Source organism: Lysobacterales bacterium (assembly GCA_019634735.1).
Taxonomy (GTDB): Bacteria; Pseudomonadota; Gammaproteobacteria; order Xanthomonadales; family UBA2363; genus Pseudofulvimonas.
On the sequence record JAHCAT010000011.1, the window covers coordinates 116671 to 130068 of the forward strand.

13 protein-coding genes are annotated in these 13398 nt (G+C 72.7%); 5 read left to right on the forward strand and 8 right to left on the reverse strand.

What is annotated here, in order from left to right; translation table 11 throughout:
* Window positions 1-88: 88 nt before the first annotated feature.
* The 3 genes from KF823_11555 to KF823_11565 all read right to left on the reverse strand — a co-directional run bounded on the left by KF823_11555 (window position 89) and on the right by KF823_11565 (window position 2629).
* Window positions 89-1108, reverse strand: coding sequence for a hypothetical protein (locus tag KF823_11555; protein MBX3726537.1), 1020 nt, complete (start codon window positions 1106-1108; stop codon window positions 89-91).
* 273 nt (window positions 1109-1381) lie between these two features.
* On the reverse strand, window positions 1382-1924 hold the full coding sequence (locus KF823_11560) for a BLUF domain-containing protein (GenBank protein ID MBX3726538.1): 543 nt from the start codon (window positions 1922-1924) through the stop codon (window positions 1382-1384).
* A 123-nt stretch (window positions 1925-2047) separates the two neighbouring features.
* On the reverse strand, window positions 2048-2629 hold the full coding sequence (locus KF823_11565) for an NAD(P)H-dependent oxidoreductase (GenBank protein ID MBX3726539.1): 582 nt from the start codon (window positions 2627-2629) through the stop codon (window positions 2048-2050).
* Between the two features lie 126 nt (window positions 2630-2755).
* Here KF823_11565 and KF823_11570 point away from each other — a divergent pair, with 126 nt between their 5' ends.
* Entirely contained in the window at window positions 2756-3706 is a 951-nt protein-coding gene (locus KF823_11570) for a LysR family transcriptional regulator (protein ID MBX3726540.1), read from the forward strand.
* 456 nt (window positions 3707-4162) lie between these two features.
* Here the strand turns inward: KF823_11570 and KF823_11575 are convergent, their stop codons facing one another.
* From KF823_11575 to KF823_11585, 3 genes are read right to left on the reverse strand one after another with little or no spacing between them, the layout of a single operon-like run.
* Entirely contained in the window at window positions 4163-5440 is a 1278-nt protein-coding gene (locus tag KF823_11575) for an ABC transporter permease (GenBank protein MBX3726541.1), read from the reverse strand.
* The gene (locus KF823_11580; protein MBX3726542.1) at window positions 5437-6162 is read right to left on the reverse strand and encodes an ABC transporter ATP-binding protein; all 726 of its coding nucleotides are present in this window, start codon (window positions 6160-6162) and stop codon (window positions 5437-5439) included. Before KF823_11580 ends, KF823_11575 begins: the two co-directional genes overlap by 4 nt.
* Window positions 6162-7712: an efflux RND transporter periplasmic adaptor subunit gene (locus KF823_11585; protein ID MBX3726543.1), complete on the reverse strand. Its 1551-nt coding sequence runs from the start codon at window positions 7710-7712 to the stop codon at window positions 6162-6164. Before KF823_11585 ends, KF823_11580 begins: the two co-directional genes overlap by 1 nt.
* Window positions 7713-7850: 138 nt before the next feature.
* On the opposite strand from KF823_11585, the gene KF823_11590 reads away from it, so the two are divergent.
* The 4 genes from KF823_11590 (at window position 7851) to hemC (ending at window position 11452) form a co-directional block, all read left to right on the forward strand.
* On the forward strand, window positions 7851-8606 hold the full coding sequence (locus tag KF823_11590) for a 4Fe-4S dicluster domain-containing protein (protein MBX3726544.1): 756 nt from the start codon (window positions 7851-7853) through the stop codon (window positions 8604-8606).
* A 1-nt stretch (window position 8607) separates the two neighbouring features.
* A complete protein-coding gene (locus tag KF823_11595; protein MBX3726545.1) occupies window positions 8608-9561 on the forward strand; it encodes a dimethyl sulfoxide reductase anchor subunit in 954 nt (317 codons plus the stop codon).
* A gap of 57 nt (window positions 9562-9618) precedes the next feature.
* Window positions 9619-10389, forward strand: a complete 771-nt coding sequence (locus KF823_11600) for a DUF481 domain-containing protein (GenBank protein ID MBX3726546.1) — start codon at window positions 9619-9621, stop codon at window positions 10387-10389.
* Between the two features lie 139 nt (window positions 10390-10528).
* Window positions 10529-11452 (forward strand): hydroxymethylbilane synthase, encoded by a 924-nt coding sequence (gene hemC / locus KF823_11605; GenBank protein MBX3726547.1) that lies wholly within the window; start codon window positions 10529-10531, stop codon window positions 11450-11452.
* 142 nt (window positions 11453-11594) lie between these two features.
* Here the strand turns inward: hemC and KF823_11610 are convergent, their stop codons facing one another.
* Entirely contained in the window at window positions 11595-12305 is a 711-nt protein-coding gene (locus tag KF823_11610) for a response regulator transcription factor (protein MBX3726548.1), read from the reverse strand.
* Between the two features lie 17 nt (window positions 12306-12322).
* On the reverse strand, window positions 12323-13360 hold the full coding sequence (locus KF823_11615) for a histidine kinase (GenBank protein ID MBX3726549.1): 1038 nt from the start codon (window positions 13358-13360) through the stop codon (window positions 12323-12325).
* Window positions 13361-13398: the final 38 nt, after the last annotated feature.

Consider the following 13398-nt stretch of genomic DNA (forward strand, 5'->3'; position numbering starts at 1 on the left):
CGGGCTGCGCTTGCATCTGCCTTGGGTGCAGGACCGGAGGGCGGTCCTGCACCCCTATTTCGTGTTGCCGCTGCAGGATCGATGCGAGCTATTCGAACCCATCCTCGAACAGCGTGCCCATGCCGCGTGCCTGGAACACGGCGCTGCCCGGCGGTGTGTTGCCGGCAAGTTCGGCATTCCAGACGTGGTGGCCGTGGCGATTCGGGGCGAACACCACCTGCAGATCGCAGCCCTGGCCCGGTGCCAGGGCGAACGGCGGCGGGCCGCAGGTGCCGGGTAGGGCCTGGAAGCCGTCCGGCAGCGGCGAGGGCAGCAGGGCCAGCACCTGCCAGAGGGCGTTGCCGGCGTTGCTCAGACTGACCGTCTGCGGCGGCGAGCTGGCGTCGATGTCGACGGCGCCCATGTCCAGGGTCTGCGGCGCCACCACCGGGACCGGTGCAGCGATGCCCTGGGCGTTCAGGCGGACCAGCCAGGTGCCGTCGCCGTTGCCGCCGAACAGCGCAGCGCGCACCGGGGCAACGGGAAACTGCGCCAGGGCGAGGCCAGTGGGATCGACCGCCATGCCGTTGTTGCTGCCGGCCACGAAGGCGTGATCGTTGGGCGGATAGGGCGGGACGCTGTCGGTGCCGTCGGTATCGATGCTGGCGACGCGGAACTGGCCCTGGTAGTCGACGATCGCGCCCGCGAACACCACCTCGCCGGCGGCCAGCGTCACCGGCAACGCCAGCGGCACCGTACTGAAGGAATTGGTGCCCGAGTTGACCACCACGCCCTGCCCGGAGGCCAGCACCACGGCGTCGTCGGGGTCGCCATCCTGGTTGAAGTCGTACCAGAGATAGACCGTGACCGGTGTGCCGTTCGGTATGTTGTCGCTGGCCAGCGGGTCGGCGCCGTAGGCCAGACGCACCGCCGTGATGATCTCGTTGCCGGCGGTGATCACGAAGCGGTTGAGCCAGGCGATGGAATTGCTGCCTGTGGCCTGGATGCCGATGCCGTTTTCCTTGACGCCGTCGTCGAGCCGGTATTCGTCGATGGCGCCGGCGGCGGCCGGACCGAGTGCCGCGACCGCGAACAGGATGCGGAGCGGGTGGGCGGGATGGCGCCGCATGCGGGCCTCCGTGGCGGCGCGCGGCCGCGGCCTGGTGCCGGCCCGGGGCGGCCGACCCCTCGATCCGGGGATACTCCTGTGGCCCGGGCCCGTCAAGTGTCGACGCGGCAGCGCCCCGTTCGTGGGCGCGCCAATAGGCGTGTCGTCGGGCTCGGGGCACGACCGCCCGCTCTCGAAGAGCGATGACGGAACGGCTGTCCGGGCAACGGACCGCGCCTTGGCCCGGCGATCCGGAACCCCCTCGCTTGGCAGGGTCCGGGATGTCCCGCGCGCTCAGCCGCCGCGCATCGCCAGCAGCGCCACGGCAGTGGCCAGGGCCAGGCCCGCGACCAGCAGCAGCGGCCAGCCCCGGCGGCCGCTGCCCACAGGGGCGGCATCGGCGGGGTCGAGCGCCGGTTCGCCGTGCAGCAGCCCTACGAAGCTGTCCAGGGTGGCGGCGTCGAAGGCGAAGGGGTCGAAGCGGTCCTGACCGGCCTGCGCCAGCAGGGCGCGCACGTCAGCGGCCGAAGGCACGAACTTCATCGACCAGGAGGCGAAGCTGGCCTCCTCGATGGCCTGCGAGCGCACCACGGTGAAGCGCTGGTGGCGCGGGTCGCGGGCCAGGCGCTGGACCAGGGACTCGACCGCGGCGCGCGGGCCTTCCAGCACCTGCAGGAAGTGGCCGTCGGCGTAATGCAGGGCGCCGACGATGCCGCTGCGCGCGTTGTTGCGTCGCGACTGCGACAGGATCCGCGCGACCTCGGGATGGATGCCCTCGCCGCGGTCGGCGTCGAAGCTGGCCTGGCTGAGGTAGACGATGCGGACGAGGTCGGACATGGGCGCGCTTCGCAGGGGGCCGGCGATTCTCGCCGGCGCCGGTGTCTGCGGACCGTCCAGGATGCGTCGCGATCACGTGCAGGGCGCGCCGTCCGGCCTGGCCGGCGCGCCGCGCCGTTGCCCTCACGCCGCCCGCGGCAGCACGGCCGGCAGCTCGGCCAGGGCCTGGTCGAGCGCCTGCACGCGCTGCTGCGGCGACAGGTTGACGCCCTGGGCGCGCACCACCTCGATGTCGGTGATGCCCAGGAAGCCGAGCACGAAGCGCAGGTAGCTCTCCTGGAAATCGCTGGCGCCGCCGGGCGCGTGGACGCCGCCCTGGCTGATCGCCAGGATCGCCCGCTTGCCGCGCGCCAGGCCCTCGGCGCCCTTCTCGGTATAGCGGAAGGTGGTGCCGGCGACCGCGATGCGGTCGATCCAGGCTTTCAGGGTCGAGGGCACGCTGAAGTTGTACATGGGCGCGCCGATCACCAGCACGTCGGCAGCGAGGAAGTCGGCCAGCGCCGCCTGCGCGCGGGCGGTCTCGGCCGGGTCGGCCTGGGCCAGGCTGGCGGCGGTCAGATGCGGCAGCGGCTCGGCATCCAGGTCCCAGCGCAGCACCTCCAGGGCCGGGTCGGCGGTCCGGAAGCGCGCGACCACGGCGGCGGTGAGGGTGCGGGTGACGCTGTTCTCGCCCAGCGCGCTGGCGTCGATGTGCAGCAGTTTCATTGCGGGCTCCAATAGCTGGATAGGTGCCCTTCAATCTATGGGTGTAAACAATCCCCGATAAGGCGGGAAAAATGCGATCCTGCGTTCCATTGATGGGGTCAATCCGCGGCCCGCAGGAACCCAGCCATGCCGATCCCCGATCCCGCGCCCGACCTGGATGCCCTGTACTACTACGCCAAGGTGGTCGAGCACGGCGGCTTCGCGGCTGCGGGACGGGCCCTGGACATCCCGAAGTCCCGGCTGTCGCGCCATGTCGATGCCCTGGAGCGCCGTCTGGGCGTGCGCCTGCTGCAGCGCTCGACGCGGCGCTTCGTCGTGACCGACCTGGGCCGGGAGATGTACGGCCATGCCCAGGCGATGCTGGCCCAGGCCGAAGCCGCCTTCGAGGTCGTCGAGTCGGCCAGTGCCCAGCCGCGCGGCCTGTTGCGCGTCGCCTGCCCGGTGGCGGTGGCCTCGACGATGCTGGCGCCGGTGCTGCCGCGCTTTCTCGCCGCGCATCCCGATGTGCGGCTGGCGCTGGAGGTCGACAACCGGCGCGTCGACGTGCTCGCCGAGGGCTTTGATGTGGCGCTGCGCGTGCGCACGGTGCCGAGCGGCGAGGACGGCCTGGTGATGCGCCGCTTCGCCGACCTGCACGAAGTGCTGGTGGCAAGCCCGGGCTGGCTCGACCAGGCCGGCCGACCGGCCCATCCGCGCGCGTTGCAGGACCTGCCGACGCTGAGCTTCATCCCTGCGCCCGAGCGGCAGGTCTGGCACCTGCGACACGTGGCGGGCGAGGAGGCCGAGGTGGCGCTCCGGCCGCGCCTGCGCTGCCATCAGTTCGACGTGGTGCTGGCCGCGGCGCAGGACGGTCTGGGGGTCGCCCTGCTGCCGCGCAGCGTGGCCGCGGAGGGCTTCACCAGCGGTCGCCTGGAGCAGGTGCTGCCCGACTGGAGCCTGCCACAGGGCGTGTTCCACGCCGTGTTCCCGCACCGTCGCGGCCTGCTGCCGGCGGTGCGGGCGTTCATCGACTTCCTGGCCGAGACCATGCCGGTGGCGGCGCTGTCGCAACCGGACAGTCAGTGCCCAGAGACCTAGGCTGTCGCCTTCCGTTGCGCGCAATGCTCGGCAGAGCGCCTGCCATCCAGGAACGTGGGTCCACGCGATGCGTGGAAGGGGTGTCCTCGCCGCAGCGGGCTTTCTGGCGACCGGGTTCCCTCTCCCCCGGCCCCTCCCCCGCGCGCGGGGGAGGGGAGAAGTGAGGCGCCGTGGCAAGGGCCTTGCGATCGTGCGTCGGGACTCGGGACTCGGGACTCGGGACTCGGGACTCGGGAATCGGGAATCGGGAATCGGGAGGCGGGAGGCGGGAGGCGGGAAGCGGGAAGCCGGAAGCGGGAAGCGGGAAGCGGGAAGCGGGAAGCGGGGCGTGATCAGCTCCCCTCTCCCGCGGTGCGGGAGAGGGGTTGGGGGAGAGGGCGGCCCCGTCCAGGGCGCGTTCGATTCTCCGGCCGGGACATCCGGTCCGTTCCGCCGGTGTGCCAACGGGGCGCGAGCCTACATGCGCAGTGCTTCGATGGGATCCAGCCGCGAGGCCTTGCGGGCGGGGTAGTAGCCGAAGAACAGGCCGGTGGCCACGGAAAATCCGGTGGCCATCAGGATCACGTTGTGGTCGAGCGCCACCGGCAGGTCGGTGAAGCGGGCGGTGGCCAGGGCGCCGGCGACGCCGATCGCGATGCCGATCGCGCCGCCGCCCAGGGAGATGATCATCGCCTCGGCCAGGAACTGCCGGCGCACCGAGGACGGCCCGCCGCCGACCGCCATGCGCAGGCCGATCTCGCGGATCCGTTCGGTCACCGAGACCAGCATGATGTTCATGATGCCGATGCCGCCGACCAGCAGCGAGATCGAGGCCACCGCGCCCAGCAGCAGCGACATCAGCCGCGTGGTCTGGGTGCGGGTGGCGACCATCTGCGAGAGGTTGCGCACGCTGAAGTCGTCCTCGGCACCCGGCTGGATGCGGTGACGCTGGCGCAGCAGGGTGGTGATTTCCTCCTGCACGAATTCCAGGTCCTCGGCACGCGCGACGGTGACGGTGATCTGGTTGACGCGGTCGGTGGGCATCAGCACCGCCGGCCGACCGGCGGCGGAGGCCGCCGCGGAGGCCGCGGCAGCCGCCGGCCCGAGCAGGCGGCGGCGCGCGGTGTCCAGCGGCACCATCACGACATCGTCGGCGTCGCCGCCCCAGCCGGTCTGGCCCTTGGCCGCCAGCACGCCGACCACGATCATCGGCACCTGGGCAATGCGCACGGTGGCACCGACCGCCTCGCCCTCGCCGAACAGCTCGCGGCGCACCGTGGCGCCCAGCACCACCGATTTGCCGGCGCTTGCGAAGTCGCGTGCGGTAAAGCCCTCACCTTCGGCCAGCTGCCAGTCGTTGACCGTCTTGAAGTCCTCGCTGACGCCCTGCCAGCTGGTCGACCAGTTGCGCTCGGCGAACACCACCTGTCCGCCGCCGCGGACGCTCGCGGCGACGTACTGGATCTCGGGGATCTCGTCGCGGATCGCCTCCATGTCGCCGGTGGTCAGCGACGGCAGCGAACCGGCGGCCATGCGGGCCCCGCCGCCGCGACCTCCGCCCGAGAACACCTCCAGCCGGTTGGAACCCAGGCTGGCCATGATCCGGTCGAGTTCCGACTGCGTGCCCTGGCCGACCGAGACCATGACGATCACCGCGGCAATGCCGATGATCACGCCCAGGGCGGTGAGGATGCTGCGCAGCCAGTTGCCGCGCAGAGCGAACAGGGCCATGCCCAGGATGTCGGTGTGCTTCATGGCTGGACCTCGGCGCCGCCTTCGACCAGGCGGCCGTCGCGGATGGTCAGGGTGCGGTCGGCGTGGCCGGCGACCTCGGCTTCGTGGGTGATCAGCACCACCGTGTGGCCGGCGTCGCGCAGGCGTTCGAACAGCGCCAGGATTTCCTCGCCGGTGCGCGAGTCGAGCGCGCCGGTGGGTTCGTCGGCGAGCAGCACCGGCGGTGCGTTGATCAGGGCCCGGGCGATCGCGACGCGCTGCTGCTGGCCGCCGGACAGCTCGGTGGGCCGATGCCCGGCGCGATCGGCCAGGCCGACATCGGCGAGTGCCTGGCGGGCGATCGGCTCGCGCTGCGCGCGCGGCACGCCCGCGTAGACCAGGGGCAGCATGACGTTCTCCAGCGCGCTCATCCTGGGCAACAGGTGGAAGCCCTGGAACACGAAGCCGATCTTGGCCAGGCGCAGGCGCGCGCGCTGCTCGGCGTCGAGCGTCGCGACATCGACGCCGTCGCACAGGTAGCGGCCCTCGCTGGGCGTGTCCAGGCAGCCGATCAGGTTCATCAGGGTCGACTTGCCGGACCCCGACGGGCCCATGATGGCGACGAACTCGCCGCCGTCGATGCGGAAGCTGACATCGGCCAGTGCACGCACCTCACCGGGAGAGCCCGGGTTGTAGACCTTGCCCAGGTGTTCGACCTGGATCACCGGAACGGGCGCCTCGGGGCGCGGGCCACCGGCGTCCATCAGCCGCTCCGCTCGACGCCGACCAGCACGGCATCGCCCTCGGCGAGGCCATCGAGCACCTGGCTGTGGCTGGCGTCCGCCAGGCCGATCCGCACGTTCACCTCGACCGGCCGGCCATCGCGCAGAACATGGACGCTGGCGCGCCGGCTGGCCGCCAGCATCGCCAGCTCGGCATCCAGGCGCCGCTGTCGACCTTCGTCGAGCGTGGCGCGCAGGGGCTGCAGGGCGACGGCGGTCGCCTCGGCACTGCGCCTGCGACGCGCCTCCTCGGAGGCCGGCAGGTTACCGGCGCGTGCCTGCGCCATCATCTGCTGGCGCACCTGGGCCATCGCCTCGCCAAGCTGGGCGCGCTCGGACTCGTCCAGACCGACGCGGCCGGCCAGTTCGTCGACCTGGCGTTGCGCCTGTTCGCGGAAACGCGCGATCGCCGCGGCGTCGGGTGGCCCGGACGGCGCCGCCTCGGCGGCCGTTGCCGCGCCCGGTGGCCGGAAACGCAGCGCCGCGTTGGGCAGCCGCAGCACGCCCTCGCGCTCGCTGACCAGCACCTCGGCACTGGCGGTCATGCCCGGCAGCAGGGCCAGGTCGGCGTTGTCGACATCGACGATCACCGGGTAGGTGATCACCGTCGATGCCTCGGTGGCGGCCAGGCGGACCTGGCGCACCACGCCCTCGAAGTCGCGCCCGGGGAAGGCGTCGACCGTGAAGCGCACCGTCTGGCCGACCCGGATCTGGCCGACATCGGATTCGTCGACGGTCAGCTCGATCTGCATCTGCCGCAGGTCTTCGGCGATGGTGAACAGAACAGGGGTCTGGAAGCTGGCCGCCACGGTCTGGCCGGGTTCGACCTGGCGCGACAGCACCACGCCATCGACCGGCGCGCGCAGCACGGTGTAGTCGAGGTCGAGCCGCGCGCTCTCGACCGCGGCGCGCCGCTGCGCGACCTGCGACTGCGCGACCTGGATCGCCGCCTGTGCCGATGCGACCCGCGCCTGCGCCTGGTCGCGGGCCGCCACCGCGGTGTCGAAGTCCGCCTGGGAAATCAGTTGCCGGGCCAGGATGCTCTGCGCGCGCGCATGCGCCGCCTCGGCATTGCGCTGCGCGGCCACCGCCTCGCCGTGGTTGGCGCGCGCCGCATCCAGGTTGGCCAGGGCGCTGGCAAGGTCGGCCTCGACCTGGGCCACGCGCGACCGGAAATTGGCCGGATCGATGCGGGCGATCACCTGGCCGGCCTGCACGGCGTCGTTGAAGTCGACCTCGACCGCCAGCACCTGGCCGGACACCTGGGAGCCGACCTCGACCGTCGACAAGGCACTGAGCTTGCCGGTGGCCGCGATCGACACCCGCACCGTGCCGGTGTCGACCTGGGCGGTGCGCCAGCGCACCGCCTCGTCGCCGCGCAGTGCCTGCCAACCGAACCAGGCGGCCAGCAGGACGGCGACCGCGATCGCGGCATGGACCGGCCGCAGGCGGCGCCGCTGCGGTTCGGGCAGGGCGACCCGGCGCGACGGCGGACGGATGCCGGTGGCGGGCGTTGTCGGGGTGCTGGTCATGGACGGGTCGGGCTCGCTGTCGGCGGGTCGGCAACGACCGTGGACCACGATCGCCTTGCCGGGGTTCCATTGTGCCGGCCGATCGTGGAGGAAAAGGGAAGCCGCCTGCGCGCGGGCCATCGGGTAGCATGCCCGGCCATGACCGCGCTGCCGGCGACGACCCCCAAGAAGCTGGGCCTGGTGATCGACCTCGACACCTGCGTCGGCTGCCATGCCTGCGCGGTGGCCTGCAAGCAGTGGAACGACATCGGCGAATGGGGCCCGCTGCCCGACGTCGACGGTTCCGGTCCGCGCCCCGAGGGCGCCTGGCTGAACCGCGTGCACAGCTACGACGTCACCACGCCGGACGGCACCGGCATGACCCTGCACTTCCCGCGCTCGTGCCTGCACTGCGAGGACGCCGCCTGCGTGACGGTGTGCCCGACCGGCGCCAGCCACAAGCGCGCCGACGACGGCATCGTGCTGGTCGATCCGGACACCTGCATCGGCTGCAAGCTGTGCGCCTGGGCCTGTCCCTACGGCGCGCGCGAGCTGGACCCGGTCCAGAAGACCATGAAGAAGTGCACCCTGTGCGCGGACCGCATCGACAATGCCGCGCTGGCGCCGGAAGACCGCCAGCCGGCGTGCGTGCAGGCCTGTCCGACCCGCGCGCGCCATTTCGGCGACCTCGCCGACCCCGATTCGGCGGTTTCGCGCCTGGTCGCCGAGCGCGATGGCCAGCCGCTGCTGCCCGAGCTGGGCTATCGCCCGGTCAACCGCTACCTGCCGCCCAGGCCGCGCCGGAACAAGGCCGGCGACACCGGCGCGCCGGCGCGACTGGACGAGGGCCACGGCTTCGATGCCGGGCAGGCCTCGCCGCTGCTGCGCTGGCTCGACCGCGTGCTGAGCCGCTGACGTGCACCCGGCCGCGTCGGTCATCGCCTTCACCACCCTGAGCGGCGCCGGCTACGGGCTGCTGGTGTGGCTGGGTCTGCTGGTGGCATTCGGCCAGGCGGGACGCTCGCCCGCGCTGGTGCTGACCGCGCTGTTGCTGGGCGGCATGCTGGTCGGTGCCGGACTGCTTGCCTCGCTGGCCCACCTGGGGCGCCCCGAACGCGCCTGGCGGGCGTTCAGCCAATGGCGCACCTCCTGGCTGTCGCGCGAGGGCGTGGCGGCGGTGGCCAGCTTCGTGCCGATCGCCGGGCTGGGCTGGGCGGTGCTGTCCGGGGCCGCGCCGGCCTGGCGCGATGGCTTCGCGCTGGCCCTGGTGCCGGCTGCCCTTGTCACCCTGGTCTGCACCGCGCGCATCTACGACACCCTGCGACCGATCCCGGCCTGGCACAACCGCTGGGTGCTGCCCGGCTTCCTGGCGCTGGCCGCGGCCAGCGGCGGCGCCCTGCTGTGGGCCCTGGGCGTGCTGGCCTTCGCGCTGCCGCCGCACCGCGGCGACGGGTTCGTCCTGCTGGTGCTGCTGGCGCTGGCCGCGGCGGTGAAGTGGGCCTACTGGCGCCACATCGACCGCCATCCCGGCGGCGTCGCGGCCGCCGCCGCGCTGGCCTTGCCGGCCGGCAGCGCCGTACGCAGCTTCGAGGCGCCGCACACCGAAGCGAACTTCCTGATGCGCGAGATGGGTTTCGCGCTGGCCCGCAAGCACGGTGCCCGGCTGCGCCGCGTGTGCCTGGCGCTGCTGGTGGGCCTGCCGGCCCTCGCCCTGGTCGCGAGCTGGCTGTGGCCTGGTGCGCGGCCCGCGGTCGCGGCGCTGGTGGCGGGCAGCGTGCTGGTCGCCACGGCGCTCGAGCGCTGGCTTTTCTTCGCCCAGGCCCGGCACCTGGTGACCACCTGGTATTCGCCGGAACGCCCCTGGGTTTAGCGCCGCTTCAGTCGCCACCCCGACACTGGCGGCCTTCATCGTCCGAACGAGGTCGTCATGCGTCTGCTCGCCCCCTGCATCGCCCTGGCCCTGGCCAGCCCCGCCGTCCTGGCGCAGACCGCCGCCGATCCGGCGCCGCGCTGGACTGGCACCGGCGAGCTGGGTTTCGTGTCGTCCAGCGGCAACAGCCGTTCGGAAAGCGTCAACGCCAAGCTGGGCCTCAAGTTCGAGGATGAGTCCTGGAAGTATTCGTTCGGTGCCGCCGCCTTCCGCCAGAAGGGCGAGGTGGTGGTGCTGGCCGATCCGGACGACCCGGACAGCGCAACGCGGCGGCTGCAGCTCAACGCCAACCGCTACCAGCTCGATGGATCGGCCGCCCGCAAGCTGGGCGAGCGCAACTCGCTGTACACCTCGCTGCGCTACGAGAACGACGACTTCGCGCCATACGATTACCAGGCGACGATGTCGGTGGGCTGGGGCCACCAGGCGATCCGCACCGAGGCCACCAAGCTGGCCTTCGAAGTCGGCCCCGGTTACCGGCGCAGCAAGGACGCGGTCACCGGCGAAGTCGAGAACGACATCATCGGCCGCGGCCGCATGGAGTTCGAGACCGCGCTGACCTCCAACACCTCGCTGGTCGACACGCTGCTGGTCGAGGCCGGCGGCGACAACACCTTCGTGCAGAACGATTTCGGGGTGAAGGTGGCGATGAACAGCCGCTTCGCCATCAAGGCCGGCCTGCAGGTGCGTCACAACACCGACGTGCCGCCGGAGCGCCGGCGCACCGACCGCTTGACCACGGTCAACCTGGTCTACGACTTCCGCTGAGTCCGGCGGGCCCGCGCCGCGATGGCGCGGGCCCCGGTCCGCGAGCCGGGCTTTGCCGCGCAGCCCGGATCGGGGCACGGTCGGCAAGCACCGGCGCGGCCGGGCGGGTGGCTGCGGCAGTCGCCACTAGAATGGCGCCATGACCGTCGACCGAACCGAACTGCGCATCGCCACGCGCAAGAGCGCCCTGGCGCTGTGGCAGGCCGAACACGTCGCCGCCCGCCTGCGCGCGGCGCACCCCGGCCTGGCGGTGGTCCTGGTGCCGATGAGCACCCGCGGCGACGAGCTGCTCGACCGCCCCCTGGCGCAGGTCGGCGGCAAGGGCCTGTTCCTCAAGGAGCTCGAGCACGCCCTGCTCGAGGACCGCGCCGACCTCGCCGTGCACTCGCTCAAGGACGTGCCGGCCCGCCTGGAGCCGGGCTTCGCCCTCGGCGCCATCCTGGCCCGCGCCGATGCCGCCGACGCCCTGGTCAGCAACCGTCACGACAGCCTGGACGCGTTGCCGCACGGCGCCCGGGTCGGCAGTTCCTCGCTGCGCCGCCAGGCCCTGCTGCGCGCACGCCGTCCGGACCTGGTGCTGCTCGACCTGCGCGGCAACGTCAACACGCGCCTGGCCCGCCTGGATGCCAGCGAATACGAGGCCATCGTCCTGGCCTGCGCCGGCCTGCAACGACTCGGCCTGGGCGACCGCATCCGCGAGCGACTCACGTCCCCCGACTGGCTGCCCGGCGTCGGCCAGGGCGCGATCGCCATCGAGCTGCGCGAGGGCGATGACGCCACAGCGGCCCTGCTGGCACCCCTGCACGATGCCGACACCGCCGTCTGCTGCGGCGCCGAACGCGCGCTCAACCGCATCCTGGCCGGCGATTGCACGGTGCCGATCGGCGCCTTCGCGCAGCTCGCCGGCGACCGCCTCGTCCTGCACGGCATGGTCGGAGACGCTGCCGGGGGCCGGGTCCTGCGCGGCCACGCCGAAGGCACCGCCGACGCCGGCGACTCGATCGCCGCCGAAGTCGCCGAGCAACTCCTGGCCCAGGGCGCCGGGCGCCTGCTCGGCCACTGAACGCAGCGCCGGGGACCAGCGCCCGATTCCCAAGGCTTGCTTCCTGCTGCGCCCCGCGCTTCGCTTCCTTCGGTCCCCGGTCCCCGGTCCCCGGTCCCCCAATCCCGAGTCCCGAGTCCCGAGTCCCGAGTCCCGGCTCCTCTCAGCCCCCTCGCCCTTGCAGCCAGGCGCGCACCGCCGGCAGGTTGCGGCGGCTGATTTCCAGGTCCTGGGCCAGGCCGTCGACGCGGGCGCGTTCGCTGCCGTCGGGCTGACGGACCAGCCCGGCAAGCCGACCGGTGGCGACCAGGCAGTTGCGGTGGATGCGCAGGAAGCGGTCGCCGAACTCGCGCTCGATGGCGGCCAGCGATTCCTCGACCAGGTGCTCGCCGTCGGCGGTGACCAGGCACACGTACTTGTCCTCGGCGCGTAGCGCGAGCACCGACTCCACGGGCACGCGCAGCATGGTGCCGGCGCGGCGCACCGCGAAGTGCCGGCGCGCCGCCTGGGGCGGCGGACGGCGGCGTCCGGCCCGCTGCAGCGCCTGCTGCAGGCGTTCGCGACGGACCGGCTTGAGCAGGTAGTCGACGGCACCGGTCTCGAAGGCGTCCAGGGCGCGGTCGTCGCAGGCGGTCAGGAAGATCACGTCGGGCGCGCTGGCCAGCGCCGCCAGGCGTTGCGCGGTCGCCATGCCGTCCATGCCGGGCATGCGGATGTCGAGCAGGACCAGGTCGATACCGCCGGCCGTGCAGCGTTGCACGGCCGACTCGCCGTCCTCGGCCTCGCCGGCAAGTTCGGCGCCGGGGCAGTCGGCCAGCAGGCCGCGCAGGCGCTGGCGGGCGGCCGGCTCGTCGTCGACCACCAGGACCCGCAGCGGGGCTTCGCCGGCGCTCATGGCCGACGCCCGGGCACCGGCAACCACAGGGTCACCGTGTAGTGGCCGTCGCTGCCGTCCAGCGACAGCCGCGCGCCGGCGCCCAGGGCATGGCGCAGGCGATGCCGGATGTTGTCCTGGGTGCGGCCGGGGCGGTTGGCGGCAACCGGCGCGGCCAGCGGGTTGCGGACGCGAACCGTCACGCCGGCGCCCTCGCGCCTCGCCTGCACGGATACGGTGCCGCCGGCCGGCAGCCGGGCCACGCCATGCAGCACCGCGTTCTCGACCAGCGGCTGCAGGGTCAGCGTGGGCAGTCCCATGTCCAGCGGCAGGTCGTCGGCGACCTGCCAGTCGACACGCAGCCGTTCGCCCAGGCGAAGCTGTTCGATGGCGAGGTAGCGACGCGCCAGGTCCAGCTCCTCGCGCAGCCGGGTACGGCCGCCTTCGCGGGCCAGGGCAGCGCGCAGAAGGTCGGCAAGGTCGAGCAGGGCCTCCTCGGCCTGGGCCGGCGCGGACTGGATCAGGCCGCTGACCGTGTTCAGCGTGTTGAACAGAAAATGCGGCTGGATGCGCGCCTGCAGCGCGTCGAAGCGCGCCCGCGCCTGTGCCTGCACGGCCTGGCGCCAGCGCTCCTGCAACAGCACGTAGCGCAGGGTGAGGGCGCCGAAGATGGCCGCCAGCATCCCGGTGGAGCCGACGAAGCGGCCGGTCCCCGCCGGCCCGGTGATGCCCAGGTCCAGGCCATGGTCCAGCCAGCGAACCGCCAGGGCACCGGCCAGCGCCAGCAGCACCACCATCGCCAGCGCCAGCGGTGCGCCGCTGGAGGCAGGCAGGCGGTTCAGGCGCGGCCCGAGCAGGCACAGGGCGGTGCAGGCGAGCAGGGTCAGCCACAGCGCGAACAGGCTGGCCAGGCCGAACCCGCCGATATCGAAGGCCGCTGGCGAGGGCATCAGCCACGCCGCCAGCACCACGCACTCGGCGACCAGGAAGGCCGCGAACAGCATGGGCGCACGACAGAAGTCGGGCAGCCAGGGTTCGCCGTTGCGGATCGCCATGCCGGCAGTGTAAGTCGGCGGGGCACGCCCCGGACATA